Annotated in this window: 27 protein-coding genes and 2 pseudogenes; 22 read left to right on the forward strand and 7 right to left on the reverse strand. The window is 62.7% G+C overall.

The features are described from left to right. Positions 1–12 precede the first annotated feature (12 nt). From AB0O97_RS00255 to gatB, 7 genes are all read left to right on the forward strand, one after another. Positions 13–855 carry an inositol monophosphatase family protein gene (locus AB0O97_RS00255; RefSeq protein WP_363878649.1) on the forward strand — a complete coding sequence of 281 codons (843 nt, stop codon included), beginning with the start codon at positions 13–15 and terminating at the stop codon, positions 853–855. Positions 856–1,057: 202 nt separating this feature from the next. Further along, entirely contained in the window at positions 1,058–2,395 is a 1,338-nt protein-coding gene (locus AB0O97_RS00260; RefSeq protein ID WP_363878652.1) for a CoA transferase, read from the forward strand. A 245-nt stretch (positions 2,396–2,640) separates the two neighbouring features. After that, entirely contained in the window at positions 2,641–3,138 is a 498-nt protein-coding gene (locus AB0O97_RS00265; RefSeq protein ID WP_363878655.1) for a GNAT family N-acetyltransferase, read from the forward strand. A gap of 65 nt (positions 3,139–3,203) precedes the next feature. Further along, positions 3,204–4,568, forward strand: a complete 1,365-nt coding sequence (locus AB0O97_RS00270; protein WP_363878658.1) for an LssY C-terminal domain-containing protein — start codon at positions 3,204–3,206, stop codon at positions 4,566–4,568. Positions 4,569–4,669: 101 nt separating this feature from the next. Then, entirely contained in the window at positions 4,670–4,966 is a 297-nt protein-coding gene (gatC, locus tag AB0O97_RS00275) for an Asp-tRNA(Asn)/Glu-tRNA(Gln) amidotransferase subunit GatC (RefSeq protein ID WP_363878661.1), read from the forward strand. Between the two features lie 3 nt (positions 4,967–4,969). Beyond that, positions 4,970–6,514: an Asp-tRNA(Asn)/Glu-tRNA(Gln) amidotransferase subunit GatA gene (gene gatA / locus AB0O97_RS00280; RefSeq protein ID WP_363878664.1), complete on the forward strand. Its 1,545-nt coding sequence runs from the start codon at positions 4,970–4,972 to the stop codon at positions 6,512–6,514. Beyond that, positions 6,514–8,022 carry an Asp-tRNA(Asn)/Glu-tRNA(Gln) amidotransferase subunit GatB gene (gene gatB / locus AB0O97_RS00285; protein ID WP_363878667.1) on the forward strand — a complete coding sequence of 503 codons (1,509 nt, stop codon included), beginning with the start codon at positions 6,514–6,516 and terminating at the stop codon, positions 8,020–8,022. Before gatA ends, gatB begins: the two co-directional genes overlap by 1 nt. Before the next feature lie 206 nt (positions 8,023–8,228). On the opposite strand, the gene AB0O97_RS00290 is transcribed toward gatB, so the two are convergent. Beyond that, positions 8,229–9,191: a LysR family transcriptional regulator gene (locus AB0O97_RS00290; RefSeq protein ID WP_363836663.1), complete on the reverse strand. Its 963-nt coding sequence runs from the start codon at positions 9,189–9,191 to the stop codon at positions 8,229–8,231. Positions 9,192–9,369: 178 nt separating this feature from the next. Between AB0O97_RS00290 and tdh the strand changes: the two genes are divergently transcribed. From tdh to AB0O97_RS00310, 4 genes are all read left to right on the forward strand, one after another. Beyond that, positions 9,370–10,419: an L-threonine 3-dehydrogenase gene (gene tdh, locus AB0O97_RS00295; protein WP_363878670.1), complete on the forward strand. Its 1,050-nt coding sequence runs from the start codon at positions 9,370–9,372 to the stop codon at positions 10,417–10,419. A gap of 107 nt (positions 10,420–10,526) precedes the next feature. Next, positions 10,527–11,738, forward strand: coding sequence for a glycine C-acetyltransferase (locus tag AB0O97_RS00300; RefSeq protein ID WP_363878673.1), 1,212 nt, complete (start codon positions 10,527–10,529; stop codon positions 11,736–11,738). A gap of 77 nt (positions 11,739–11,815) precedes the next feature. Next, a complete protein-coding gene (locus tag AB0O97_RS00305) occupies positions 11,816–12,694 on the forward strand; it encodes a hypothetical protein (protein ID WP_363878676.1) in 879 nt (292 codons plus the stop codon). Then, positions 12,691–13,680 (forward strand): hypothetical protein, encoded by a 990-nt coding sequence (locus AB0O97_RS00310; protein ID WP_363878678.1) that lies wholly within the window; start codon positions 12,691–12,693, stop codon positions 13,678–13,680. The genes AB0O97_RS00305 and AB0O97_RS00310 overlap by 4 nt, the downstream gene beginning before the upstream one ends. A 44-nt stretch (positions 13,681–13,724) precedes the next feature. Here AB0O97_RS00310 and AB0O97_RS00315 read toward each other — a convergent pair whose 3' ends face one another. Next, entirely contained in the window at positions 13,725–14,747 is a 1,023-nt protein-coding gene (locus AB0O97_RS00315) for a formylglycine-generating enzyme family protein (RefSeq protein WP_363878681.1), read from the reverse strand. Between the two features lie 133 nt (positions 14,748–14,880). Between AB0O97_RS00315 and AB0O97_RS00320 the strand changes: the two genes are divergently transcribed. Genes AB0O97_RS00320 through AB0O97_RS00330 form a run of 3 tightly spaced genes read left to right on the forward strand, consistent with a single transcriptional unit; the run spans position 14,881 to position 16,343 of the window. Next, entirely contained in the window at positions 14,881–15,429 is a 549-nt protein-coding gene (locus AB0O97_RS00320) for a GNAT family protein (RefSeq protein ID WP_363878684.1), read from the forward strand. Between the two features lie 46 nt (positions 15,430–15,475). Continuing rightward, positions 15,476–15,727, forward strand: coding sequence for a hypothetical protein (locus AB0O97_RS00325; RefSeq protein WP_363878687.1), 252 nt, complete (start codon positions 15,476–15,478; stop codon positions 15,725–15,727). A gap of 31 nt (positions 15,728–15,758) precedes the next feature. Further along, a complete protein-coding gene (locus AB0O97_RS00330; protein WP_363878690.1) occupies positions 15,759–16,343 on the forward strand; it encodes a DinB family protein in 585 nt (194 codons plus the stop codon). A 58-nt stretch (positions 16,344–16,401) separates the two neighbouring features. On the opposite strand, the gene AB0O97_RS00335 is transcribed toward AB0O97_RS00330, so the two are convergent. Then, positions 16,402–16,890 carry a GNAT family N-acetyltransferase gene (locus tag AB0O97_RS00335; RefSeq protein ID WP_363836650.1) on the reverse strand — a complete coding sequence of 163 codons (489 nt, stop codon included), beginning with the start codon at positions 16,888–16,890 and terminating at the stop codon, positions 16,402–16,404. Between the two features lie 45 nt (positions 16,891–16,935). Continuing rightward, complete coding sequence (locus AB0O97_RS00340) at positions 16,936–17,559, reverse strand: maleylpyruvate isomerase family mycothiol-dependent enzyme (RefSeq protein ID WP_363836649.1); 624 nt, start codon at positions 17,557–17,559, stop codon at positions 16,936–16,938. Positions 17,560–17,757: 198 nt separating this feature from the next. Between AB0O97_RS00340 and AB0O97_RS00345 the strand changes: the two genes are divergently transcribed. Next, positions 17,758–17,931, forward strand: a complete 174-nt coding sequence (locus tag AB0O97_RS00345; RefSeq protein ID WP_363836648.1) for a hypothetical protein — start codon at positions 17,758–17,760, stop codon at positions 17,929–17,931. Between the two features lie 303 nt (positions 17,932–18,234). After that, positions 18,235–19,323, forward strand: coding sequence for an FAD-dependent oxidoreductase (locus AB0O97_RS00350; RefSeq protein ID WP_363878693.1), 1,089 nt, complete (start codon positions 18,235–18,237; stop codon positions 19,321–19,323). A gap of 35 nt (positions 19,324–19,358) precedes the next feature. Here AB0O97_RS00350 and AB0O97_RS00355 read toward each other — a convergent pair whose 3' ends face one another. Then, positions 19,359–20,003: a LysE family translocator gene (locus AB0O97_RS00355; RefSeq protein WP_363836646.1), complete on the reverse strand. Its 645-nt coding sequence runs from the start codon at positions 20,001–20,003 to the stop codon at positions 19,359–19,361. 125 nt (positions 20,004–20,128) lie between these two features. On the opposite strand from AB0O97_RS00355, the gene AB0O97_RS00360 reads away from it, so the two are divergent. Next, complete coding sequence (locus tag AB0O97_RS00360; RefSeq protein WP_363878696.1) at positions 20,129–21,352, forward strand: amidohydrolase family protein; 1,224 nt, start codon at positions 20,129–20,131, stop codon at positions 21,350–21,352. Between the two features lie 109 nt (positions 21,353–21,461). Here AB0O97_RS00360 and AB0O97_RS00365 read toward each other — a convergent pair. Then, positions 21,462–21,557, reverse strand: a pseudogene (locus AB0O97_RS00365) (hypothetical protein); the annotation flags it as partial. Positions 21,558–21,634: 77 nt separating this feature from the next. Next, positions 21,635–21,847: pseudogene (locus tag AB0O97_RS00370) on the reverse strand (hypothetical protein); the annotation flags it as partial. A 148-nt stretch (positions 21,848–21,995) separates the two neighbouring features. Here AB0O97_RS00370 and AB0O97_RS00375 point away from each other — a divergent pair. From AB0O97_RS00375 to AB0O97_RS00395, 5 genes are all read left to right on the forward strand, one after another. Next, entirely contained in the window at positions 21,996–22,901 is a 906-nt protein-coding gene (locus AB0O97_RS00375; RefSeq protein WP_363836644.1) for an SIS domain-containing protein, read from the forward strand. Between the two features lie 172 nt (positions 22,902–23,073). Then, the gene (locus tag AB0O97_RS00380) at positions 23,074–24,045 is read left to right on the forward strand and encodes an ROK family protein (RefSeq protein ID WP_363878699.1); all 972 of its coding nucleotides are present in this window, start codon (positions 23,074–23,076) and stop codon (positions 24,043–24,045) included. Then, the gene (locus AB0O97_RS00385; protein ID WP_363836642.1) at positions 24,042–25,022 is read left to right on the forward strand and encodes a hexose kinase; all 981 of its coding nucleotides are present in this window, start codon (positions 24,042–24,044) and stop codon (positions 25,020–25,022) included. Before AB0O97_RS00380 ends, AB0O97_RS00385 begins: the two co-directional genes overlap by 4 nt. 12 nt (positions 25,023–25,034) lie before the next feature. Next, positions 25,035–25,886 carry a class II fructose-bisphosphate aldolase gene (locus AB0O97_RS00390; RefSeq protein WP_363878702.1) on the forward strand — a complete coding sequence of 284 codons (852 nt, stop codon included), beginning with the start codon at positions 25,035–25,037 and terminating at the stop codon, positions 25,884–25,886. Positions 25,887–25,920: 34 nt separating this feature from the next. Beyond that, a complete protein-coding gene (locus AB0O97_RS00395) occupies positions 25,921–26,718 on the forward strand; it encodes a DeoR/GlpR family DNA-binding transcription regulator (protein WP_363878704.1) in 798 nt (265 codons plus the stop codon). Positions 26,719–26,729 lie beyond the last annotated feature (11 nt).

Below are 26,729 nucleotides of genomic sequence, written 5' to 3' on the forward strand. Positions count from 1 at the left end.
CAAAGGAACCTCATGACCCCCTCCGCCGTGACCGTTGACGAACTTCTCGAAGTGGCCCTGCGCGCGGCTGCCGCCGGTGCCGCTGTCCTTGCCGCGCGGGATCCGGCGGGCTTTGGAGCTCAGGAGAAATCCTCCGACGCCGACTGGGTAACGGCTTTTGACGTGGCAGCCGAAAACGCGGTCCGGGCCGTCATTCAGGAAGCCCGCCCGCACGACGTCATCACGGGTGAGGAGCTGGCACCGGAGCTCCCGGCCGAGCCGTCCGGGTACAGGTGGAGCATCGACCCGCTCGATGGCACCATGAACTTCATCCGGAACATTGCTTACTACGGCACCTCGGTTGCCGTCATGGGGCCCGACGGCGCATGGCTGGCCGGGGTGGTTAACGCTCCGGCGTTGCGTCGGATCTACTTCGCCTCACAGGGCGGTGGCGCGTGGCTGGATGAAACACGGGCAGACGGTGCACAGCTTCTGCGCGAACTTCACGGTCCCGTGGAGCCCCGCGGCGGCACCCTGCTGTCGACGTCATTGACTTACGACGCCGATGTGCGGCGTCGGCTAGTCTCAGAACTCGACGGGCGGATGGACCACTTTGGCGATTTCCGTCGGCTAGGATCAGCTGCTCTGGAGTTGTGCGCTGTGGCCGAAGGGTCGGTAGATGCGTACTTGGAGTACGGCCTGTTCGAGCACGACTTCGCTGCCGGTGGACTCATTGCCGAAGAAGCCGGAGCATGGGTGCACCGGGCCGAGCTCAGCCCTGCGGTGAACGGTTTGCCTTCCCGCGAAGAGGTCCTCTCAGTCTGGACCGGTGCCTGCGTCCCGGGACTGAAAAGCGGCTTCGCCCCGGTGGAGTAAGTCTTTGCGGTTTTGGTAATTCGAAACAGCAGCTGATGCGATTATTTTCGGCTCTCCGGGTTGAGACTGCAGATCAGGCGATGATCCGGGCATTTTTATCGCATCAGCTGCAATTTGGAATCGCTGGTGTCGGGGTTGACCGCATGAGCTGCTGTTTCGATGCCGCGGCCGGGTTTCTGTGTATGGACGGAAGGGTTTCATCATGAAGATCCCGGGGGCGGTTACGGGTACGGGGGCGCTTCGTGCGGCGTTTGATGTCACCGGCTTTGCCGTCGCCGCAATGGCCCAGGCTGGACAGGCCGTGGCTGATCTGGCCCAGCGTTATGGTGCTGCGCCTCCGGAAGTATCCGTGGACCAGGACCTGGCCTCGCTGTGGTTCGGCATGTCGTTCACGCCCGCTGGTTGGGAACTGCCACCCGTTTGGGACTCCATTGCTGGTGATTATCGCTGCGCTGACGGCTGGATTCGGCTCCACACCAACGCCCCACACCACAAAGCCGCCGCCCTCAACGTGCTGGGGCTGGGCCCTGGTGCTGACCGTGCAACGGTGAGTGCCGCCGTCGAACTTTGGCAAGGGGAGGCGCTGGAGAATGCAGTAGTTACGGCGAACGGTTGCGCGGCTGTCATGCGATCGCCCACGGCGTGGATGGCGCATCCGCAGGGCCAGGCTGTTGCTAGTGAACCGCTGATCGTGTGGGGAGAGGCACGTCAGGGGGAACGGGGCTCGGCGCGCGGAAACGTCCGAGCCGCGGATGCGCAGCGACCGTTGGCAGGCGTTCGGGTGCTGGATCTGACCCGGATCATTGCCGGACCTGTTGCCACGCGTTTTCTGGCGTCGTACGGTGCGCAGGTGTTGCGGATTGACCCGCCGGAGTGGGAGGAACCAGTACTTGAGCCGGAGCTGACCGTGGGAAAACGCTGCGCCAGGCTGGATCTGAAAACGCCGGGTGGGCTGGCTGCGCTTCATGAGTTGCTGGCTGGGGCCGATATTATCATTCACGGTTACCGGGGCGATGCGCTGGATAAATTGGGTTTGTCGGCGGATGAGCTGGCCAGACGATACCCGCATCTGATTGATGTGGGGCTGAACGCTTATGGGTGGAGTGGACCGTGGGTGCATCGGCGCGGTTTTGATTCGCTCGTGCAAATGAGCTGTGGCATTGCTGACGCCGGAATGGGGCACTTTGGCTCGCAGACGCCGCATCCTTTGCCAGTCCAGGCGCTGGATCATGCCACAGGATATTTGTGTGCGGCGGCCGCTATCAATGCTTGGCGGGATAGCCTCGACGGGACGGTGCGCAGTGCGCGTCTCTCGCTGGCTCGGACGGCGGTGGAACTGATGCGCACAGCACCCTCGGACCCGGACGCACCTGTACCGGAACTGGATGCTTCCGTGTTGATCCCGGAAGACACCGCCTGGGGGCCAGGGCTAAGGCTGCCTCCGGCGATCCGAATCTCAGGCGTGGAACCGGCCTTTGAGGTCCCGGCCCGGGGCTTGGGTTGGGCCGAACCGCGCTGGATTGACGCAGATGAGGCTTGATACTGCAGCTGATGCGACAGAATTGGAGAATTTGTCGCGTCAGCTGCAGTTTGGAATCAGGTGGGGTGGGAAGTTCGCAGTAGCTGCAGTTTGGAATCGCAGCTGGCTCGAGATCCCCGGTCCAGGTGCCGCTTTGCCGCGGCAACCACCGCCGAATTTCTCTCGAGGCACCTAGGTACGAAAGACTAAGGGAGGCAAGTTCCGGAGTCGGACTTGCGCCAAGTATCCACCGGAAAGCCCTACGCATGAGCACCACAGTTCGTCCCATCATCGAAGCAGACTACGACGCCGTCGCACGCATCACCGCTGACGCCTACCTCGGCGCCGGGTACTTCGACAGCGCCGAGTATCCGTACATGCAAAAGATCATGCGGGTGGGGGAACGGGCTGCCGCAGCTCCGATGATCGTGGCGGAGCGGGACGGTGTGGTGATTGGCTCAGCGACGTTGGCCGTTTATGGCGATGAGTGGGCGGACATTGCGCTGCCGGATGAGCTTGAATTCAGGCTCCTTGTGGTGGACCCCGCCGTGCAGCGAAGCGGTGCCGGACGGGCAATGGTGGAGCACATCCTGGACCGCGCCCGCCACACCGAGGGTATCCGCGCCGTGAGCCTGACCACGGGCGATGATTGGCATACTGCCCACGCGCTGTACCAAAAGTTGGGCTTTACTCGCGCTCCGGAGCGGGACTGGCCCATTCCCGAAAACGGCAAGATGCTCAGGGTGTATCGGATGGCACTTTAGAGCCAGCAGTATGATGACCATATGTGTCATGTTGTGTACAAAGCTGCCTTGACGGGGTTCCGGCAGTGACCGCCACCTCGAAGCCCAAAGAGGCCGGTACTTCATGGCGGTCCCGGCGTCGATCCCTGAACTCGATGGTGGACTACGCGGCGTTCATTTTTGGCGCATTCGCAGCACTCTGGCTGGCCTACTTGGTGTTATCCGAAGGCCTCTTCAGTGGCTGGTACATGATCCCGTTCTTGTTCCTGTTCTGGATGGTGCTGGCGTATTTGGTGTTGCCGCGGCTCCACCGTATTTTGACCAAAATATATGTGCCCGACTACTTCATTGGCCGGGCACGGACCAGCGATGGCCTCCTGGGTGATCCGATCAACCTGGCCGTCGTAGGCAGCGAGGCACAACTGCATGAGGCGATGACTCGGGCCGGCTGGATCAGGGCGGATCCGGTTACCCTGCGTTCGAGCTGGCGCATCATCACCTCCACTCTCCTGAAGCAAAGTTACGACGAGGCTCCCGTCAGCCCGTTATTGCTCTTCGGCCACCCGCAGGATTTGGCCTATCAGCAGGAAGTGGCTGGCAATCCCGCCAAACGTCACCATGTCCGGTTCTGGCGTTGCCCCGACGGTTGGATGCTCCCCGGCGGGCACCGTGCCGATTGGATGGCGGCCGGCACCTTTGACCGGGCCGTAGGTTTCTCTATCTTCACCTTGCAGATCACGCACAAAATTGCCCCTGATACCGACCGGGAACGTGACCACATTGTGCGCTCGATCCAAGAGGGCGGCCCCGATATCGAGGTGCGCGTCATCAAGGATTTCTCCAGCGGCTATCACTCTCGTAACGGGGGAGGGGACACCATTGTCACCGATGGGGACCTGCCCATGGTCGACGTCGGACACCTCACCGTCCCGCCCGACGGCAACCCGCTGGGGCCTGACACCGATGCCCGGCGTGCGGCACAGGCGAACAGGCGCCCCATTCCCACAACGCTTGGTGTGCTGCTGATGGCCCTTCGTTTGGTGGTGGGGATCGTGACTATTGGCTTGATGGTCAAGGACTGGAACACGGCTGTGGCCAGCACCGCCTCCAGCTTGAACACAGCGGATCAGCAAACCATCAGTGCAGTACTGATGGTGGTCATTGGAATCTCCGCCATTGCCTTCCTTATCTACGGACTGCTGGCAGTGTTGATTCTCCGTGGCAGCAATTGGGCGAGAATTGCCACTTTGGCTTTTAGCGTTGGTTTCGTTATTCAGGCTGGCTTCACGCTTTTGCACGGCGAAAATATCTCTCTGTCCGAAGATCCACTGGGTCTGCCGCTGGACATTCTGGTACTGCTGGCACTTTCCGCCCGCAGCTCCCGCCTCTGGGCCCGGCGCCCCAAGGATGGCAGCCCCAAGACCGAACCCTCCCAAAAGCGCCAACCCTGAACCCGTAGCAGAGACAGGCATCTCATAGCAGGCGGGATTTGCGCTGCGCCATGCGAGATAAGCTAGTCTGGACAACTTTTTCTTTTTTGTAGGGGAGATCCATGGCTGCGATCAACCGTGACGATGTAGCGCATTTGGCGCAACTGGCTCACATCGAGATGAGCGACGAAGAACTGGACCGCATGGCCACTGAGCTGGCAGTAATTGTGGATTCAGTCAAGAGCGTCAGCGAGGCTGCAGGGCCCGATGTGCCCGCCACCTCGCACCCGATTCCGCTGACCAACGTCATGCGCGAAGACGTTGTGGGCCACGTGCTCACCGTTGAAGAAGCACTCTCGGGTGCCCCGGACGCATCTGACGGCCGTTTCAAGGTTCCCGCAATCCTGGAGGAGAGCTAATCCATGAGTGCTTCTGCATTGATCCGTTCCAGCGCCGCCGTCATGGCCGCCAAGCTGGCCACCGGCGAAATTACCTCCGTTGAGCTGGTCCAGGCTCACCTTGACCGCATTGCCGAGATCGACGGCGGTGAGCGCGGCATCCACGCGTTCCTGCACGTCAACGGTGAAGAGGCGCTCGCCGTCGCTGCCGATGTTGATGCGCGCCGCGCCGCTGGCGAGGAGCTCCACGAGCTCGCCGGTGTGCCGATCGCCATCAAGGACTTGATCGTGACCAAGGGCCAGCCCACCACGGCCGCCTCCAAGATCCTCGAGGGCTGGATGAGCCCCTACGACGCCACGGTGATCAAGAAGATCCGGGCCGCTCGCATGCCGATGCTGGGTAAGACCAACCTCGATGAGTTCGCCATGGGTTCCTCCACGGAGCACTCCGCCTACGGCCTGACCCGCAACCCCTGGGACCTGGACCGGATCCCCGGCGGTTCCGGCGGCGGTTCGGCAGCTGCTGTGGCCTCCTTCGAAGCTCCTCTGGCTCTGGGTACCGACACCGGTGGCTCCATCCGCCAGCCCGGCTCGGTCACCGGAACCGTTGGCGTGAAGCCCACCTATGGTGCGGTTTCGCGTTACGGTGCCATCGCCATGGCCTCCTCGCTGGATCAGATTGGCCCGGTTTCCCGGACCGTTTTGGACTCGGCGCTGCTGCAGGAAGTCATTGGCGGCTACGACCCCCAGGACTCCACCTCCCTGACCGATCCCTCCACCGGCCTCGCCGACGCCGCCCGCTTGGGCAACGTTGCGGGCATGAAGATTGGTGTCATCAAGGAACTGCACGGCGAAGGCTTCCAGGCCGGCGTCGAGAACCGTTTCAACGAATCCTTGGAGCTGCTGCGCGAAGCCGGTGCTGAAATCGTTGAGGTTTCCTGCCCCAACTTCGGCTACGCATTGGGTGCCTACTACCTGATCATGCCCAGTGAGGCATCTTCCAACCTCGCCAAGTTCGACGGCGTCCGCTTCGGCACGCGCACTTTGCCCACCGAAGGTCCGCTCACCATTGAGCGCGTCATGGGTGCCACTCGCGCCGCCGGTTTCGGTGCCGAGGTCAAGCGCCGCATCATCTTGGGTACCTACGCTTTGAGCGCCGGTTACTACGATGCTTACTACGGCTCGGCCCAGCGTGTGCGCACCTTGGTGCAGCGCGACTTCGAGGCAGCCTTCGAGCAGGTTGACGTGTTGATCTCCCCGACCACGCCCACCACGGCGTTCAAGTTGGGCGAGAAGCTTGATGACCCGCTGTCCATGTACCTGCAGGACGTTGCCACCATCCCGGCAAACCTGGCCGGTATCCCCGGGTTGACCTTGCCCGGTGGCTTGGCCGACGAAGACGGTCTGCCCGTAGGTATCCAGCTGCTGGCTCCGGCCCGCGAGGACGCCCGCGTCTACCGTGTTGGTGCTGTTCTGGAATCCCTGCTCGAGGCCAAGTGGGGCGGCCCCATGCTGAACCAGGCCCCGGACCTCGCATCTACAGCTGTTGCAGCCGAGGAGGCTAACTAATGAACACTGAAACCATTTTGAGCTTCGAAGAAGCCATGGAAAAGTACGAACCCGTTCTCGGGTTCGAGGTGCACGTTGAGCTGAACACCAAGACCAAGATGTTCTCCTCCGCCCCCAACGTGTTTGGCGACGAGCCCAACACCAACGTCAACGAAGTCTGCCTGGGCCTGCCCGGCGTACTGCCGGTGGTGAACAAGAGGGCTGTCGAGTCCTCGATTCTGATCGGCTTGGCCTTGAACTGCAAGATTGCCCCGCACAGCACCTTCGCGCGCAAGCAGTACTTCTACCCGGACACTCCGAAGAACTTCCAGACCTCGCAGTACGATGACCCCATCTGCTACGACGGCTGGATCGACATCGAGCTCGAGGACGGCACAGTCTTCCATGTCGAGATCGAACGCGCCCACATGGAAGAAGACGCCGGCAAGCTGACCCACATGGGTGGTTCCACGGGCCGCATCCAGGGTGCCGACTTCTCCTTGGTGGACTACAACCGTTCAGGTGTACCGCTAGTTGAAATCGTCACCAAGACCATTGAAGGCGCCGGTTCGCGTGCCCCCGAGCTGGCCAAGGCGTACGTTGCGGCCATCCGTGAAATCGTGAAAAACCTGGGCGTTTCCGAGGCCAAGATGGAGCACGGCAACGTCCGTTGCGACGCCAACGTCTCCCTGCGCCCGCACGGCCAGGAAAAGCTCGGCACCCGTACCGAGACGAAGAACGTGAACTCCCTGCGCGCCGTCGAAAATGCCGTGAAGTTCGAGATCCAGCGTCACGCTGCCGTCTTGGATTCCGGTGTGCCGATCACGCAGGAAACCCGTCACTGGCACGAAGACACCAAGTCCACCACCTCGGGCCGTCCCAAGTCCGACGCTGATGACTACCGCTACTTCCCGGAACCGGATCTGGTGCCCATCGTCACCAGCGCCGAATGGGTTGAAGAACTCCGCGCCACTTTGCCCGAGCCGCCGGCCGAGCGCCGCAAGCGCCTGCAGGCTGACTGGGGTTACAGCGATCTGGAGTTCCGCGACGTGGTCAACGCCGGCCTCATGGACGAAATCGAAGAAACCATTGCCGCCGGTGCCACCGCCGCAGCAGCGCGCAAGTGGTGGATGGGCGAGATCGCACGCCGTGCCAAGCTGGCCGACGTCGACCCCGCAGCGCTGGGTGTCACACCCGCCGTCGTGGTTGAGATCGAGAAGCTCATCGCCTCAGGCGCCATCAATGACAAGTTGGCCCGCAAGGTGCTCGACGGCGTCCTTGAGGGTGAGGGTACGCCCACCGAGGTTGTGGCCAAGCGTGGACTGGCTGTGGTTTCTGACGATGGCGCTCTGCAGACCGCGATCGATGAAGCACTGGCAGCCCAGCCTGACGTTGCGGATAAGATCCGTGGCGGCAAGGTCCAGGCCGTTGGTGCCATTGTTGGTGGCGTTATGAAGGTGACTCGCGGGCAGGCCGATGCCGGCCGCGTTCGCGAGCTGATCCTTAAGACTCTCGGCGTAGAGGGCTAAACACCCCACCCGAAACAGCGTTACCCCGAAACAGCATTACCAAGAGCCGTGACTTCTCTCAGGAAGTTGCGGCTCTTGGCGTCTGGGCTGCAGAAGCCTCGTGCACGCCAACTAGGGCTGGAGTTAGCCGCGAGATCGGTGGTTACACTGCGGTTCTGGTGGCTAACCCCAGCTCAAGTTGATATTCCAGTCCTCACGGAGCCCCCCTATGCAGCGGAGGCTACGAGCTCCGCCATGACTTCTTGCATCGCGTGGGCAGCCAGCTGGACCGAGGCCCGCCGCAGATTCTCCGGCCGAGCCAGCAGGTCAATTCGGCGCCGCGTATTGATGCCCGTCAACGGCCGCAGCACCACAGTAGGGTTGGTCCCGCCGCCAGGATTTAGCACCGGACCGGAGGTGTACCGCGGCAGCAATCCGATGACCTCACCCGTGGATACCAGCGCAGCGGCTGCCGAGTAGTCGTTGATCCGATGCAGCACCTCAACGGGATGGCTGGCCATGGCGCCCACGGCCACCAGCACGTCCGCGGGGGAGTAGCCGCTGCGGCTGCTCACCCATGGATAGCGCACGACGTCGGCCGCGGACACCGCCGCTTTGGCGGCCAGTGGGTGGTCAATCGCCACGGCAACGTCGAGTGGTTCGCGGGCCAGCGGGATGACGCGGAGTCCCGGCTGTGGCCACGGCGGGCTGTGATCCATACGGTGTGCCAACACCAGATCGTAACGGGCCGTCAAGGCCGCAAAGTCCTGCTGCGCCACGTCCTCATCAGAAAAGCGCAGCTGCGGCACAGTGGCAGTACCGCCCACCCCACCCGCGGCGCGGCGTGCCGCCAGCTTCCGGACCAGCGGCGCGAAGAGAGCCTGCCCGGCGCTGTGAAAACCACTGATGGTGACGGTTCCACTGGTGTCGTCCTGATAGGCGCCGATGGCGGCCTGCGCCGCGGCCATGGCGTCCATGACCTGCGCCCCGGCACTGGCGAGCACCTTGCCCGCCTCGGTCAGCACCAGATTCCGGCCATCGCGGCGAGTCAACGGAGTGTCTATATGGCGCTGTAGCAACGCAATTTGCTGAGACACAGCCGACGGCGTCACGGACAGGGTATCGGCCACGGCCTTGACGCTACCCAGCTCGCCCAGCTCACGCAGCATATGCAGTTGATGGAGTTCCATGCCACCAGCCTACAGTTTAGGTTTTACTTAATCGACGATGGAGAAATTATCGATTGTCCTAAACGGTTTTGCGGGTTCTAATGGACACTAAGCCTCCTGAAAATGACGCAATGAAGCACGTAATCCACCCAGCATCGGACATTGACGTCCGCACCACCGCACCACGAAAGAGCTGCCCATGAAAGCACTGTACAAATCCGGTCCACACGCTGGGTTCGAACTCGTTGAACGCCCAGAGCCGGAAGCCGGCGAGGGCGAAGTGAAGATCCGAGTGCACACCACGGGCCTGTGCGGCACCGACCTGCACATTCAGGCGTGGGACGCCTGGGCCGCAGAAACCATCAATGCCCCACTCATTGCCGGCCACGAATTCTACGGCGAAGTGGTAGCCGTGGGCGGCGGCGTGCACAGCACCAAAGTGGGGGACAAGGTCTCCGGCGAAGGTCACGTGGTGTGCGGTTTGTGCCGCAACTGCCGCGCCGGCCGCCGCCACATGTGCATCAATACGGTCTCCGTAGGCGTGCAGCGTGATGGCGCCTTCGCCGAATATGTGGTCATCCCCGAATCCAATGTTTGGGTGCACAAAGACCCCTCCATCACCCCTGAACTCGGCGCCATCTTCGATCCGCTGGGCAACGCCGTCCACACCGCCCTGAGCTTCGGCCTGGTCGGCGAAGACGTCCTCGTCACCGGCGCTGGACCGATTGGACTGATGGCTGTGGCCGTGGCTCGCCACGCCGGCGCCCGCAAGATTGCCATCACCGATGTCTCCGAACCGCGCCTGGCCATGGCCGCCGCGATGGGTGCCGACCTCGCCATCAACGTCGCCACCACCCGCGTGAAAGATGCGCAGCTGCAGTTAGACATGTGCGAGGGCTTTGACATCGGCCTGGAAATGTCCGGCCACCCCACGGCCCTGCAGGAAATGATCGACAACATGAACCACGGCGGCCGCATCGCCATGCTGGGCCTGCCCAGCTCAGCGATCGACATTAACTGGGGCAAAGTGGTCACCCACATGCTCACCCTCAAGGGCATCTACGGGCGCGAAATGTTTGAAACCTGGTACGCCATGTCCGCTATGCTCTCCTCCAACCCCGTGCTGCGCGCGGCCGTGGCTAGTGTTGTTACCGATGTCCTGCCCGCCACCGAATGGGAGCAAGCCTTCGAGATCGCCCGCTCCGGCCGCGGCGGCAAAGTGGTCCTCGACTGGACCGTTTTCGCCTAAAGTAGCTCCGTTTTCTTAAGCACGACGGCGTCAGGCGCCTCCCGCCGTCGTCCATCCCGCCACTGTACTCGCCACCACAGACCACTCGCACCAGACTAAGGAATCCCATGTACACCTCCATGAAAGATGAGCTCACCGCCGAACTGGCGCAGATCCGCACCGCCGGACTGTTCAAGACCGAGCGCAAGATCAGCTCCGCGCAGTCCAGCCACATCACAGCCGGAGCGCTGGACGGCGAGGGTGCGCCCGTGCTGAACTTCTGCGCCAACAACTACCTTGGCCTGGCCGATCATCCGGAGATCATCGGCGCCGCTAAGAACGCCATGGACAGCCACGGCTTCGGCATGGCCAGTGTCCGCTTCATCTGCGGCACTCAGGATCTGCACCTGGAGCTGGAAGCGGCCGTCTCGACGTTCTTGGGCACCGAGGACACCATCCTCTTCTCGTCCTGCTTTGACGCCAACGGTGGCGTTTTTGAATCGCTGTTCGGCGCAGAGGACGCCATCATCTCCGACTCCCTGAACCACGCTTCCATCATTGACGGCATCCGCCTGTCCAAGGCTGCGCGTTTCCGTTACGCCAACCAGGACATGGCAGATCTGGAAACCCAGCTGCAGGCCGCCGCAGCACTCCGTGATGGTGCAGGGGCCCGGCGCACCATCATCGTCACCGACGGCGTATTCTCCATGGACGGTTTCCTGGCCCCACTTGAAGCCATCTGCGACCTCGCCGAGCAGTACGGCGCCCTGGTCATGGTGGATGATTCCCACGCCGTGGGCTTCATGGGCGCCACCGGTGCCGGCACACCCGAGCACGCCGGCGTCTCCGACCGCGTGGACATTTACACGGGCACCTTCGGCAAGGCCCTGGGCGGCGCGTCGGGCGGCTACGTCGCCGGCCGCGGCGAAATTGTCGCGATGTTGCGTCAAAAGGCGCGCCCTTACCTGTTCTCCAACTCCTTGGCCCCCGCCATTGTGGCTGCCACGCTCAAGGCGCTGGAACTCGTGGCCGGCTCGGCCGAGCTGCGCACGAAGCTGTTTGAGAACGCCGCCCTGTTCCGACGCCGCATGAGCGAGGAGGGCTTTGAACTGCTCCCCGGCGAGCACGCCATTGTCCCGGTCATGTTCGGCGACGCCGTGGAAGCCGCTCGCGTGGCCGATGCCATGTTGGCGCACGGCGTGTTCGTCACGGCCTTCAGTTTCCCCGTGGTCCCGCGCGGTGCCGCCCGCATCCGGGTGCAGCTTTCGGCCGCGCATAGTGCGGACGACGTCGAAACGTGCGTACGCGCCTTTGTCGCCGCCCGCGGGGTGGTGGCTTAACCTGTATACGCACCATTCATTGTTACTGGTGCGTATGAGTGTTCATACGCACCAGTAACAATGAATGGTGCGTATGAGTGAGCCATTTTTGCGCACCAGGTCAGGCCCTGGCCGTCTGCGCCCCGGTGGCGTGGCAGGATGAAACCATGACCTTTATTTGGGATATCCGGGCCCGCGTCCAGTTTGAGGGCGATGCCCATGTCCTGGAAGACAGTTGCGGCTTCAACGGTCCCAATGCCTGGATCATTGACGGCGCCACGAGCCTGCTGGATCCCTTGAACCTGCCCGCAGCCTCCGATCCTCAGTGGTTGGCCCAGCAATTGTCCATGATTCTGGCGCAGGTTTCCAGCGATCCCAGCGTTTCCAGCGATCCCCGCAGTGCAACAACAAGTAGACACGGCGTGCGGGCTCTGCTGGCGGACTCTCTGGCCGCGATCGACTCCGCCGGAACAGTCTTAGTCGGCCCGGAAATGGTCCGCTTCCCCAGCGCCGCCATCTCCGTCGCCCAGCTCACGAGCCGTGGCGTCGAGATTGCTAGCTTGGCAGATTGCTCCGTGGTGGTGCGCACACAGGACGGCGCCACTCACCTCGTCCGCGCCGAGCTCGCCGACGCTCGCATTCCGGAGGGCACCCCGGAACAGCGGCTGGCCAAGCTGCGGCAGGACCGCGAACTCCGCAACACCCCCGACCGGCTGTGGGTGGCGCGGCGGGAACCCGAAGCGGCAGACCACGCCCACGTGGTGCAACTAAGCCGGCCCGAGATCATGGTGATGGCCAGCGACGGAGCCTGGCGCGCCGTCGACCTCGGCTTGGTCAGCGGCCCCGAAGAATTCCTGGCCCGCACCTCCACCACCGTGGACGCACTCGGCCTCATGCACGAGCTCCGCGTCCACCAGGGCCGGATCGGCGAAGTAGCCGACGACGCCACCGTGCTCACGCTCGCCCCGCACCCATGAATCAGCGCATCACGTGGTCCCAGCTGCCACAGACGGTTCGCGACGGTGTGGAGAACATCTTGGGTGAAGCGGTCACCGAAGCCGAGTCCCAGCCGGGTGGATTCTCGCCCGGCTCGGCGGACAGGGTGCAGCTGGCCTCGGGCCGGCGGGCGTTTGTGAAGGCCGCCAGTGCGCTGCACAACGCCACCACACCGGGGCTGCACCGCCGCGAGGCCGCCGTCACCGCGGCGCTCCCGCCTGGTGTGCTGGTGCCGGATTTCCTCGGGATGTACGACGACGGCACCTGGGTTGCGCTGGTCCTCGCCGATGTTGCGGGCCGGCACCCGCAGGAACCATGGGTGGCACACGAGGTGGTGCAGGTACTGGATGCTTTGGTCAGCGTGGGGCAGCTTGATCTGCCCGCTGAGCTGGAATTGCCACGGTACCAAGAATCCCTGCAAGGCGCTTTTCTGGGATGGGAAAGACTACGGTCGCGGCCTTTGGAAACAATGGGTTCGTGGGCTGCCAGTCATCTGGATCAGCTGGTGGAAGTGGCGCAACGGGGCACCTTGGAGCTGGCCGGGGATACGCTGGTTCATGGGGATCTGCGCGCGGACAATATCCTCTTGACCGGTCAGGATCCTGGCGCCGGTTCGTGGCACAGCCGGGGGCAGGATGCTGGCCGTTTTGGTAATGGTACTGGCCGTGGCGTGGTGTTTTTGGACTGGCCGTGGGCTGCCCGAGGAGCCGCCTGGGTGGATGGGCTCAGCGTGCTGATCAACGTGAAGACGCTCAATCCTTCAGCGCAGGTGGATCAGTTCTTTGAAACCCATCCTGTCTTTGCCGGAACCAACGCTCACGCCATCACCGCCGTCATGGCCGGATGGGCCGGCTATTTCCTGGACATGTCCCGGCGCCCGGCGCCCGCGGGCATTCCCACCCTGCGGCCGTTTCAGCGTCAGCAGGCCGATGCCTTGATCGACTGGATTCAAAGCCGCGGACTGTGAAGCCGGAGACTGTGAAGCAGCTGACAGTGAACTAGTGAACTGGTTTAGAGTGCGACGGTCCTGAAGCCAAGATTTCCACTCGCGGACTCGGGGGAGTTGGAGCTGCGTGCTGCCAAGCGGTAGCGGTTGCAGTAGGAGTCGTGGCAGAGGTAGGAGCCGCCGCGCATGACACGGCCGCGGCCAATCGTGGGGCCGGGAGGATTTTCCACGGTGCCTTTAGCTAGACAGCTCTTGTAGTACTTGGGCAGAAACCAGTCCGCGCACCATTCCCAGACATTGCCGCTGGTTTGGAACAGACCGTAGGCATTGGGCTTGAAACTGTCCACGGGGGCGGTGGTGAGGTATCCGTCGTCGCACGTGTTTTCGGTGGGGAAGGTGCCCTGCCAGATATTGCAGTGGTGCACGGCAACACCATCGGAATCCGCGCCGTGAAGTTCATTCCCCCACGGGTAACGCGAGGCAGCCAGCCCGCCGCGGGCAGCGTACTCCCACTGGGCCTCGGTGGGGAGGGTGCGGCCAGCCCAGGCACAATAGGCCAGTGCATCGGTGTGTGAAACCTGGGTGACAGGATGATTGGCGATCTCCTCCCAGTGGGAGCGCGGACCGGCCGGGTGTGCCCAATCGGCGCCGCGGACATTGAGCCACCAAGGAGTCCCGGCGGCTGTGCCCAGGATGTCGGCTTTGTCTGCCTGGACGGCCAGATGAAAAACGGCGGAGGTGCCGTAGGTCTCGGACTCGGTGCGGTATCCGGTGGCGTCGACAAAGGCGGCGAACTCGGTGTTGCTCACGGCCGTGGTGGAAACGCTGAAGGCGGAGATGGCAACCTCGTGGACGGGGGTTTCGCCGTCGGCCGGGTAGCCCTCGTCAAAGGGATCGCCCATGGAAAAGGTGCCGGCCGGAATGTGGGCGTCGCCGTGTAGGGGCTGTGCAAGCTGGGGCGGTGCATGCTCAGACAGTTCGCGAGCAGGAATTTGCGCAGACGGGACGCTCAGGGAAAAGATTTGAGGGGCGGCTGCGATGCCAGGGGTGTGGTTATCTCGGCCTCGAGGACTGCAACAGCTGGACATGGGCTCACCTTGACGCGGGAAATTGCGGACACTTCCACCATTCTATGCAGAGGTGAGCTATCGGCTTGCAGGGGTGGGTTGCTCCTGGCGCGGATTAGGATTGAGCCTTGGCTTTGGAATGAATAGGTGAATCATGAGCAGTTCAACGATCTATCCCTCCGGACCCCGACTGGGCTTGCGCGACTTTGATGTGAACGACATTGCCGACGTTCATGAGTACACCGCCGATCCGTTGGTGTCCCAGTTCTCTACGTGGGAGCCTAATGCTCTGAAGCAGACAACGGCCTTTGTTGAAGCCGCCGCGCAGGAGCACCTAGACCCGGACCGAACTGCTTTTTCCCTGGCGGCTGTTTTGGATGGCAAGGCCATTGGATCGGTAGCTATCTGGATCACCGATCCGCATGATCGCAACGGCGAGCTTGGCTACACGTTCCACCGAGACTACTGGGGCAAGGGGTACTCGAGTGAGGCCGTGTCCATGCTCCTGAGTTTCGGCTTCAACAGCCTTGAACTTGAACGCATCACAGCCACCTGCCATCCGGAAAACCAGGGGTCAGTTCGAGTCCTGGAAAAGAGTGGATTCGCCTTGGAGGGGCGGCTGCGTTCGCATCGACGGATCCGGGGGCAGCGGCGGGATTCCATGCTCTATTCCATCCTGCGAGGAGAATGGTCACTAGCGTAGGATGTGGATCCCTACGCTTTTACTCTAGTCTCAGGAGTTGGCAGCCATGCAGGAAACTCGAAACATACCCCGCTGGGCAATGATTTTTTCCTCGTGCGTGGCAGTCATAGCCGTGACGTTTGCGGTCATCGGAATCGTTGATCTACTGACAAGTGCCAGTGCAGACAAGCTCGCCCTCGAGATCCTAGCCGTGGCTGCATTCGCGTTTGCTGCGTGGGCCATCGCCGTCAAGGGGAACCCCGCCCTTTCGCGACGTCGAGATGAAGCGCCCAACCGTCGTAGTCCTCTGGAGTGGTGAATGCAGCACCGCCAGCCGACAGCCGGTACCCATGAGTGATGTTGCCAAGGCTGAACTGTGCCGATATTTGCAAGAGGGCCGCGATGCCATGGTGTGGAAGCTTGCCGGCCTCTCTGACTATGATCTGCGACGTCCGCTAACATCCACTGCTACAAACCTGCTCGGTCTGGTGAAGCATCTGGCAGGGATCGAAGCGGCGTATTTTGGTGCGGTCTTCGAGAGGCCCTTCCCAGAGAATCATTCATGGATGGCAACAGATGCTTCGGCGAATGCGGACATGTGGGCCACTCCCGAAGAGTCGAGTGTGGAGATCGTGGCACTCTACAAGCGCGTGTGGGCGCATGCAGACGCGACGATTTCCGAGCTCCCTATGGGTGCCGCCGGTCAGGTGCCTTGGTGGCGCGAGGCGAGTAATCCGGTGAGTCTGACCCGCATCTTGGTGCATGTCACAGCCGAAACAATGCGGCATGTTGGCCACGCGGACATCGTGCGTGAGTTAATTGACGGCAGCGTGGGACATCGGGACGACAACGACAACATGGCTGAGGGGAACCCGGCCTGGTGGCGCAGCTATCGCGAGACCTTGGAGACGGTTGCCCGCAGCTTCCGGGACTAAGTTAGCGTCGAATCCCAGCTGAGTTTCGGCAGCTGGGCCACTCGGTGGGGAGCTCTGCCTAGAGGAATAGTTTGAAGCCCACATGAGAGGCTGTGAAACCCAGCCGCTCGTAGAAGCGATGCGCATCCTCACGGGCCTTGTCACTGGTCAATTGGACCAAGGCGGCGCCACGCCGTCGTCCTTCTTTGACAGCCCACCCCATCATGGCCGATCCCAGCCCATTGCCACGCAATTTCTCATCAACTCGCACAGCTTCCACAAGCAACCGTGTGGCGCCCAGGCGGGCAAGGCCCGGAATAACTGTCAACTGCATCGTGGCAACCACCTTTTCCGCGTCATCAGCAACCACAATCAGCAACTGCGCCGGGTCGCGGTCAATCGCGCTGAACGCCGCCATATAGGGCGCGCGGTCTTGGGAAGCAGCAGAGTTCTCCGCTGCTCGAAGTGGATCGTTGTTCATGAGCTCAATGATGGGCACGACGTCGGACTCGACTGCCCTGCGTAGGCTGAAGTTTTTACCGGACAGGGTGAAGTGTTCCAGGACCATGGTTTTATCCTTTCATGGCCGGCAGCGAGACCAGGCCTACCAGGCCTACCAGGGCGAGAGAGATGTTGCCGCATCGAGCGGCCCTCGGCCTGCAAGCCAGGCCATGAAAGAACGGCGATCAGCCAGCGACCCCAGCCGTTGCGGGACAGTAGCGAGCAACTCTGAAAGGTCCCATGCCACGTAGTCTTCTGGCCAATCCGAGGGTGTGTAGCCCAGCCCGAGATCCACGTGGTGTATTTCCACTTCACGTAGCCTGTGCGCCGGGCATGCGGACGCACCATACTGCCCACCGCCCAGCAATTGGCCGTTGGGCCATCCGGCCGCCGAGCACAGACTGAAAATCTCTTCCAGATGAATCATGCTGGCATTGAGGTCCGCGAGGATTTCTGCGGCCGGACGCGTGGCACCAGCCTCGATTTCTTGCCGACGCTGCTCCTCACCACCGGCATATTTTGGAACGTCTACACCTTCCAAGGCGCCTGACAGACGGCGTGCATGGCCGTCGGCATTGCGTGCCAAATGGGTCAAGACGTGGCCAACACTCCAGCCGGGAAGGAGGCTGGGTGAGGCGATGTCTTGCTCGCTTAGCTGCGCAACGCGGCCAGCTAATCGCAGCTGCGCTTCGCGGCACAGTTGGGATGCGTGATCGGGATCTTTCTCAAGGTTCACAGGAGCATCAGCCTTTCTTGCCTAGTTCTATCGTGGGGAAGCGCTCATTGCTTAGCGTTCCATGATCTGCGTACGGACGGCAATTTCATGATTCGAGGAGGACCGGTGGGGGAGAAGCTCCAGAGAGGGGAATGCACTTACGTTCCGTGCAGGGATTTGTGAGGGGCTCTGGGTACAGCTCTATGCAAGACTCTGTTGATGACTGAGATTTCTATGGGCACGTTGCACCATATTGAACTGTGGGTTCCTGATTTCGCTCGGGCCACTGAGGAATGGGGATGGCTGCTGGCCAACCTTGGCTACGAGGCCTTTCAAAGCTGGCCCAAGGGAAGTAGCTGGAAGCAGGGCGCCACTTACATTGTTCTCGAATAGGCCCCGGCCCTGAGCGCTCGCAGCCCTCAGCGCACGGCACCGGGATTAAACCATCTGGCTTTCCATGCCGGCTCACCCGAGCATGTCGACGCGCTCTCCGCTGCCGGGGTGGGCCATGGCTGGAAAACACTGTTTGCGGACAAATATCCCTATGCTGGTGGCTCCGGGCACTACGCCGCGTACCTGGAAAATTCTGATGGGTTCGAAGTGGAACTCATTGCCAGCACGTGAAGCATTGCGGCCATGGCGCCAGCCGCCCGCCCTGGTTGGCGCAGGCGCCCCAGGGTGTGTAACCATAACGCCATGGATACGCATGTACTGATCATTGGCGGGGGAATTGCCGGGTTGTCTCTGGCTTGGCGTTTGGCCGCGGCCGTCCCCGTTGTCCTGGTGGAGGCCGAGCAATCACTGGCCTATCACACCTCCTCGCGCTCGGCGCGGCAGATGCAGCCCAGCTACGGGCCTGCTCCTATCCAGGAATTGACCCACCGGAGCATTGCCCGCGTGGAACAGATTTCTGCCAGCCTGCCCTCGCCCATTCTCATGCCCCGCCCCATGATGACCCTTGGCACGGTGGCGCAAGTTCAAGCTCTTGTGGACACTCACACGTCCTTGACCGCGCTCGATCATGCCCAGACGATGCGCCGCAGTCCTGATCTACGCCCGGCGGGTTTTGAGGCCGCAGCGCTCGATGAGACAGCCCGCGAAGTGGACGTCCCCGCCCTTCTGGACTTTTACCGCCGCGAGGCTGTGGCGGCAGGTGCTGTGGTCCTGACCGGGCACCCCGTCAGTGCGGCAGAAGCCACGGGTGCTGGCTTCAGCGTGACGGCCGGCGGCCAGATGATTACGGCCCGCATCGTGGTCAACGCGGCCGGCGCTTGGGCCGATGACGTGGCGGAGATAGTGGGTGCCCGGCGACGTGGCCTGACCCCGTACCGGCGCAGCGTGGCCATCGTTGCCACAGCGGCACCGGTGGATCCGGCCGGTCCCATGGTGGAGCCGGCGGACGAATCCTTCTATTACAGGCCCGACGCCGGACACCTCCTGATCTCCCCGTGCGAGAGTGTCCGTGCCGAGCCAGGCGACGCACAAGTAGTGGAGGCAGAGATCGCCGAGCTGATCCACCGCATTGAGGCCGTGACCGCTTTGGGGATCACCGGCGTCGTACGTGCGTGGACGGGGCTGCGCACCCAGCCGGCCGACGGTCTGCCCGTGGTGGGGTTCGATGCCGAGGTGCCGAACTTTTTCTGGCTGGCAGGGCAGGGCGGCTACGGTATTCAAACATCGGCGGCACTGGCAACTCTGGCCGCACAGCTGGTCACCGGGAATCTGCCTGAGCAGGACGAACCATTGGCCGCTGCGCTGAGTCCGCAGCGTGCGGGACTGAACTAGCGGGAGGCTCTAGCTGGCGGCGCCAGCTGCAAGAACTAGCTGGCGGCGCCGGAGGCCACGACGCCCACGCCCAACACGGCCAAGACGCCGCTGCTGATGCGTTCAATGAGGGTGTTGACCTTGGGCTTGCGCAGCCACTTCATGGCCCGGTAGGCGAGTACGGCAATCGTGGCCAAGTACAGAAAACCGATCACGGCAAGAGTAAGTCCCAAGATCATGGCCACGGCCAGAGTGTTGGCGCCGTGGGGGATGAACTGGGGTACTACAGCCAGGTAGAACAGGCCCACTTTGGGGTTGAGCAGGGTGGATACGACGCCGGCGGCATAGCCCGCGCGTTTGCTGTAGACCAACGGTTGATGACCGTCGCCACCGGCGGCAATCCCGGCCTTGGCAGCTTTGCGTGCCTTCAAAAATGAGGAGATGCCCAGGTAGAGCAGGTACAAACCACCGGCAATCTTGATCCAGCGGAAGACCTCTGCGGACTGTTCCAAAATGGCGGCCAAGCCAAAGCCCACCAAGGCAGCCCAGACCAAGGCGCCCGTGCCGGAGCCGGCTGCCGCGGAAATGCCCGCGCCTACCCGGCTCAGGGAAATGCGCAGCACCATGAAGGTGTCGGGCCCGGGGATGAGGGCCAGCATGAGGCACAGGCCAGCGAAGGCCAAGAGGGAAACAAAGGTCATGAAGTCCATTGTCCGGCCAACATTCCCACCCCCGCAAGCTGAGGAGGATCTCGGTGTCCGCTATCCCAGACTCAAGCTGCCGGTGAGGCGCCCAAACCAGCCCAACGACGTCGTACGCTAAGGGCATGAGCGAACTGATCAGCAACATTGGCGAACTGATGACTCAAGACGGCGAGCTAGGCACCATGAGCGATGCGGCCATGGTCCTTGAGGGCGAGCGGATTGCTTGGATTGGCCGCAGTAGTGACGCGCCGGCCGCCGATAAGCACACGGACGCGCAGGGTCGGGCGATCCTGCCGGGATGGGTGGATTCGCATTCGCACCTGATTTTTGCCGGGGACCGCACGGCCGAATTTGAGGCGCGCATGGCCGGGGAAAGCTATAGCGCGGGCGGAATTGCCGTCACTATGGAAGCCACGCGCGCCGCCACCGACTATGATCTCACCCGCTTAGGCTTGGGCCGCGTGGCAGAGGCGGTGGCGCAGGGAACCACTTATCTCGAGACAAAAACCGGCTACGGCCTAGACGTCGAGCACGAAGCCCGCAGTGCCAGAATCGCCTCCACCGTGGCCGATCAAGTCACCTATTTGGGCGCACATCTGGTCCCCAACGGCATGGACGCCGACGCCTACACCGAGCTGGTCTGTACCGACATGCTCGACGCCGTCCGCCCCTACGCTGACTGGGCCGACGTCTTTTGTGAGCGCGGCGCCTTCACCCCGGAACAGTCGCGCGCCGTGCTCACCGCCTGCCGCGACGCCGGGTTGGGACTGCGCGTGCACGGCAACCAGCTGGGCCACGGCGCCGGCGTTGAGCTCGCCGTGGAGTTCGGTGCGGCTAGCGTTGACCACGTCAATTTCCTGACCGAGCACGACGTTGCGCTCCTTGCGCAGTCCTGGTCCGGCTGGGATGGGGGAGCCCATGCGGCTCGCGGGGACGGGGTCCGAGGCACGGTCGCCACGGTGCTTCCCGCTTGCGATTTATCGACCCGAGCGCCCTTGGCTCCGGCCAGGACTCTGCTGGATGCTGGCGTGCAACTGGCCATTGCCTCCAACTGCAATCCCGGGACGTCGTATACCTCCTCGATGGCATTTTGCGTGGCCACTGCCGTGCTGCAAATGGGACTCAGTGTGCACGAGGCTGTTCGAGCTGCAACCTATGGGGGAGCGTTGGCGCTGGGGCGTGAATCCGGTCGCGACGCTGATGGGGAGCGGGCCGTCGGTTCGCTCGCTGTGGGACACCGGGCTGATTTGCACATGCTGCGGGCACCCTCGGCAACGCATTTGGCGTACCGTCCGGGTATGCCGCTGACTGCCGGTGTGTGGCGGGCAGGGGTTCGGAAGGCGTAGCCGCGGCGGCGGCCTTGCCGTTCTTGTCGGTGCCGGTGTCGGTGCCGGTGCCGGTGACAACCCGGGCAGCAGCGGTAGCCGAGGTTGTCGGCCTCGTACTCCAGCCTGCAGGTAGCTTCAACGTGACAGCCGCGTTGGAGATGGAAGTCGGCTCATTGGAGACCAGCGTAGTGGTGAACTCGTTATCAGCACCCTGCCCAATGATGGGTCCGGTCTGGCCACTCGAGAGCTGTGCACAAGCCCGGTGCGCAGCAGGCCCACGTCACGGATCAGTAGGCCCACGTAGCTGTCGCCGCAGGCGGAAGCCGTGAAGTTCTGCACCCAGCGGGTGCTTTCATGCTTGGCCGGGAACGGGGTGGACTGCGTTTGCACAGCACCTGCGGCACCGTCATAACCGCCAACCCACGCGTACTCATTCGCCTTGGTCGACTGGTAGTCGAAGGAGATCGCGTAGTCGTGACCCGGCTCAACTGCCATGGTCGCCGGAGTGGCCATTTCTGCGAACGAAATCTCAGCCAAATGATTGTTTATGATGTTTTCATCGTGGTTACAATCAGATTGTGTTAGGATTGGGCTAGAAAAATAACTTCTCCGGATGCCTTATTGCGCCCAGGGAAGCTCTTAGTCAAGGAGAATGCGCAGTATGAGCGAGAACACCCAGCTTGGTCCCTTCATGGATGCCGAACTCACCAGCCAGCCCGAGGTTTGGGCTCAGGCGATTGCCCAGGCTAAGAGTGAGAACCTGCTGCCCACCGATGGTCAGCGTGTTGCTGTCATTGGCTGTGGCACCTCGTGGTTCATGGCGCAGAGCTACGCCACTGCCCGCGAAGCTGCCGGCAAGGGAGTCACCGACGCCTTCGCAGCCTCGGAAGCTTTCCTCGGTGCCGAGCGCGGCTACGACGCCATCGTTGCCATCACCCGCTCAGGGACCACCACCGAAGTGCTAGAAATCTTGACAGCTATTAAGGGCACCGTGCACACCGTTGCATTGGTGGGCGATGTGAACTCGCCGATCATGACCTTGGCTGATGCCGTCGTCGAACTTCCCTACGCCGATGAGCAGTCAGTGGTCCAGACCCGCTTCGCCACCACCGCGCTGACGTACCTGCTGACCAGCGTTGGCATGGATTTGAGTGCGGCTGTTGAGGACGCCAAGACTGCCGTAGTTGCCCCCGTTGAGCAGGAGCTCATTGACGCCGAGCAGTTCACGTTCCTGGGCACCGGCTGGACAGTGGGCCTGGCGCACGAGGCCGGCCTGAAGATGCGTGAAGCCGTGCAGGGGTGGACCGAGTCTTACCCGGCTAAGGAATACCGCCACGGCCCGATCTCCATCGCCGCCCCGAACCGCGTCACCTGGATGTTCGGCGAGCAGCCCGAAGGCCTGGATCGCGATGTTGCCAAGACCGGTGCGCTGTACGTGAACACCACCACTCATCCGCTGGCAGAACTGGCCCGCATCCACCGCGTCACGCTGGAGCGCGCCCGCGCCCGCGGCATGAACCCGGACCTGCCGCGCAACCTCACCCGCTCGGTCATTCTGGAAGACTAGTCCGCACAACAGCCCGCTAAGGGCCTCGCTGCTGGCTAAAATGTTAGGCACCCCACTTTCTTGCCGGCTTTCTTGAGAAGTTACTTGAAAACGTGAGGTGCCTGCCGTTTGCTTCCGACCAGGCCCGCACAGCACAGATGCCCGCGGGTGCTGCACGCCGAAAGAGACTTTCATGAACACCTTGACCAACCGCGTTGGCGATACCGGCGCCCAGCCCACCCCCGAGCTGGAGGATGCCGTCCTGGCCTTCGACATTGGCGGCACTGACATGAAATCCGGGATCATTCTCGGCGACATCACCAGCGGTGACGTGGAGGTCTTGGATGTCCAACGCAACCCCACCCCGCTGGACGGTGCCGGCTCCGGTGAGAGCATCTGCGCCCGGATCGTGGAGCTGACGGCAGCGTACCGCGCGGCTCATCCCGAGCTGAATATTTCCGCCGTGGGCGTGACGGTGCCGGGCATTGTGGATGAGGCCGCCGGCGTGGGCGTCTTCTCCGCCAACCTGGGGTGGAAGGATTTCCCGTTCACGGCGACGTTGACGCAAGCGCTCGGTCTGCCTGTGGGATTCGGGCACGACGTCGGCATGGCCGGGGAAGCCGAATTCCGTATCGGCGCCGCTGTGGGCAAGAAGGATGTGCTCATCTTGGTCATTGGCACCGGCATTGCCGGAGCTGTTTTGTGCGACGGCGCCCGCGTAGTTGGCGGCGGATATGCAGGCGAGATTGGCCATGCTCTGGTTCCGGCGCCCGATGGCTCCTTGGTCATCATGGAATCGCTAGGCTCCGCCGGTGCCGTAGCCAGACGCTACACCGAGGCCACCGGCATAACGGTGGCGGGCGCCCGGAATGTGGTGGCTCTCGCCGCCGAAGGTGATGCCGCAGCCAGCGCAGTGTGGCGCGATGCCATCAACGCCCTGGCGTTCAGCATCGCCCAATGCGTCTCCATCCTGGGCACCGAAACCGTGGTTCTGGGAGGTGGACTCTCCATGGCCGGAGCGGCCCTGTTCGAGCCGCTGGCCGCCCGCGTGGATGAACTGCTCACCTTCCACCGCCGCCCCGAATACCTGCATGCGGCGCTGGGCGAAAACGCTGGACTCATCGGGTCGGCGCTCAAGGCACGGAGTCTGGTGGCGCAGGCATGAACGCGAACAACTCAGCCAACAACGTAGTCCTGACCGTCACGCCGAACCCGGCCGTCGACGTCACCTACACAGTTGCCGGTGTGCATCTTGGCTCCTCGCACCGGGTTTCCACACCGTTGAGCCGCGCTGGTGGCAAGGGCCTGAATGTCTCACGTGTGGCGCACCAGCTGGGTCACCCCACCCTCGCTATTGCCACCGCCGGGGGGCCCACGGGGGAGCAGTTGCGCGCGGATTTGGAAGCTGCCGGGATCTGGCACCGGCTGGTTCCCGTGTTGGCCCCCACCCGCCGCACCATCGCCTTGGTCGATACCGCTGCGAACAACACCACCAGCATTTTCAATGAGCTCGGCCCGGCCTTGGCCGCCGCTGAATGGGAAGCGCTGGCGGCCGCCGTGGTGGATAACCTTGCCGGTGTCCAGACGCGCGACGGCGTGCGCCGGCCAGGCGTCCTAGTGGGCTCAGGTTCCCTCCCGGACCAGGCGCCGGCTGATTTCTACCCTGCGTTGGTGGCTCTGGCCCACGCGGCAGGCGTGCCCGCCATCATTGACACATCCGGTGACGGTATTCTGGCCGCCGCCAAGGCTGGCGCGGACCTCCTCAAGCCCAATAATCACGAGCTGATGGAAGCTGTGGGGGAGAGCGATCTCGTTACCGCTGCCCGAACCCTCATACGCCTCGGCGCCAAACGCGTGCTGGTGAGCGTGGGCGAAGACGGCATGCTGGCCTTCAGCGCCGACGCCCCCGGCCGCTACCTCCAAGCAAGGCTCCCCGCACCGTTGAGCGGAAACCCCACCGGCGCGGGAGACGCGGCGGTGAGTGCGGCCGCCGTCGCTCTTGCCAACGGAGAAGAAGACCTGCGGGAAATCCTGCGCCACGCCACAGCCTGGAGTGCTGCGGCAGTCCTCATGCCTGGCGCCGGTGAAATTTCGCCCACGTACGCCGAGTTGGCCAGCCAGCTCATTTTCACTGACCACTAAGGAACACATTTCATGGCTTTGACCAACACGCGCGACATCATGTTTCTAGCGGCGAAGGCCGGCACGGGGCAGGGCGCGTTCAACGTGATCCACCTGGAGACCATCGAAGGTCTCATTGGCGGGGCGGAAGCCGCCGGTCGGCCTCTCATCTTGCAGATCTCCGAGAACTGCGCCAAATTCCACGGCGGCTTGGAGCCGGTTGCTTTGGCCACCTTGGCTGCTGCCCGCAAGGCCTCCGTGCCGGTGGCCGTGCATCTGGACCATGCCGAGGACGAGACGCTGGCATACCAAGCCGTTGACCTGGGCTTTGGCTCCATCATGTTCGACGGCGCGCACTTTGAGTATGCGCAAAATGTTGAGGTCACGGCCCGCGTTGCCGCTTATGCTCACGAGCGTGGTGTGTACGTTGAAGCTGAGCTGGGCAAGGTGGGAGGCAAGGACGGTGCGCATGCTCCCGGTGTGCTGACCGATCCGGTCGAGGCCGTTGCGTTTGTGGCTGCCACCGGTGTTGATGCCCTGGCCGTGGCGGTTGGTTCCTCGCACGCGATGACTGAGCGGTCCGCCGCACTTAACTTGGACCGCATTGCCGAGTTGAAGACTGCCCTGGAGGTGCCGTTGGTGCTGCACGGTTCATCCGGCGTGTCCGATGAAAACATCGTTGCAGCCATTTCCGCCGGCATGACGAAAATAAACGTCTCCACACACTTGAACGGGTTCTTCACGCGCGCTGTGCGCAGCTACCTAGATGAGAATCCGGCTGTGGTGGACTCCCGCAAGTACCTGGGTGCAGGCCGGGCAGCCCTGATTCCAGAAGTTGCACGTCTGCTGGAGCTTTTTGCCGGCGCGACCCACACCCACAACTGAACGCGGTGGCCGGTTCGCCGCCTAGGATTGAACAATGAACAGAAATGAACGGCTTACCGCCATCTTGGACATCCTGGCGGCGGACGGTCAAGTGGAAGTGGACGAGATCGTTGAGAAGCTGGGTGTCTCCCCGGCAACGGCTCGCCGCGACCTGGATTCACTGGCTAACGAGCGCCTGCTGACACGTACACGCGGTGGAGCCAGGAGCGGTTCTGTTTCTTACGATCTTCCCGGGCGGTACAACCGTGATGACCATGCCGAGGAAAAGCAGCAGATCGCCCACGCCGCGAGTGCGTTGATCCCCAAAGGCGCCGTGATTGGTTTGTGCGGTGGTACGACCAGTACCGCGTTGGCTCAGGTGTTATCCACCCGTGAGGACTTGATGGTCCAATCGAACCGGCCCACCTTGACCGTGGTTACCAACGCCATCAACATTGCCGCTCAGCTAGCCATCCGCCCCAACTTCAAGATTATGGTCACCGGTGGCATCGTGAACCCACGCTCCTACGAGCTGGTGGGACCGTATGCGGACACTATTTTGCAACGGGTGGCACTGGACTTCGCCTTCATTGGTGTCAATGGGATTGAACCCGGCGCAGGCCCCACCACCAATGATGAGGGAGAGGCCTCGGTGAATTCCAAGATGGCACGCCGCGCCTCGGAAGCCTATATTTTGGCCGACGCCTCCAAGATTGGCAAGCGCGCCTTCGCCACCATGCAAGAGCACGAATTCCGCAACCTCATCACGGATTCACGCATCACCGACGCTCAGATGGAGGCGTTTCGCGAGGCCGGTACCCACGTTATTGTGGCGCCTAAACTGGAGCACTGACCCCGAGCACT

This window comes from Specibacter sp. NPDC078692, assembly GCF_040686835.1.
In the GTDB taxonomy this organism is placed as follows: domain Bacteria; phylum Actinomycetota; class Actinomycetes; order Actinomycetales; family Micrococcaceae; genus Specibacter.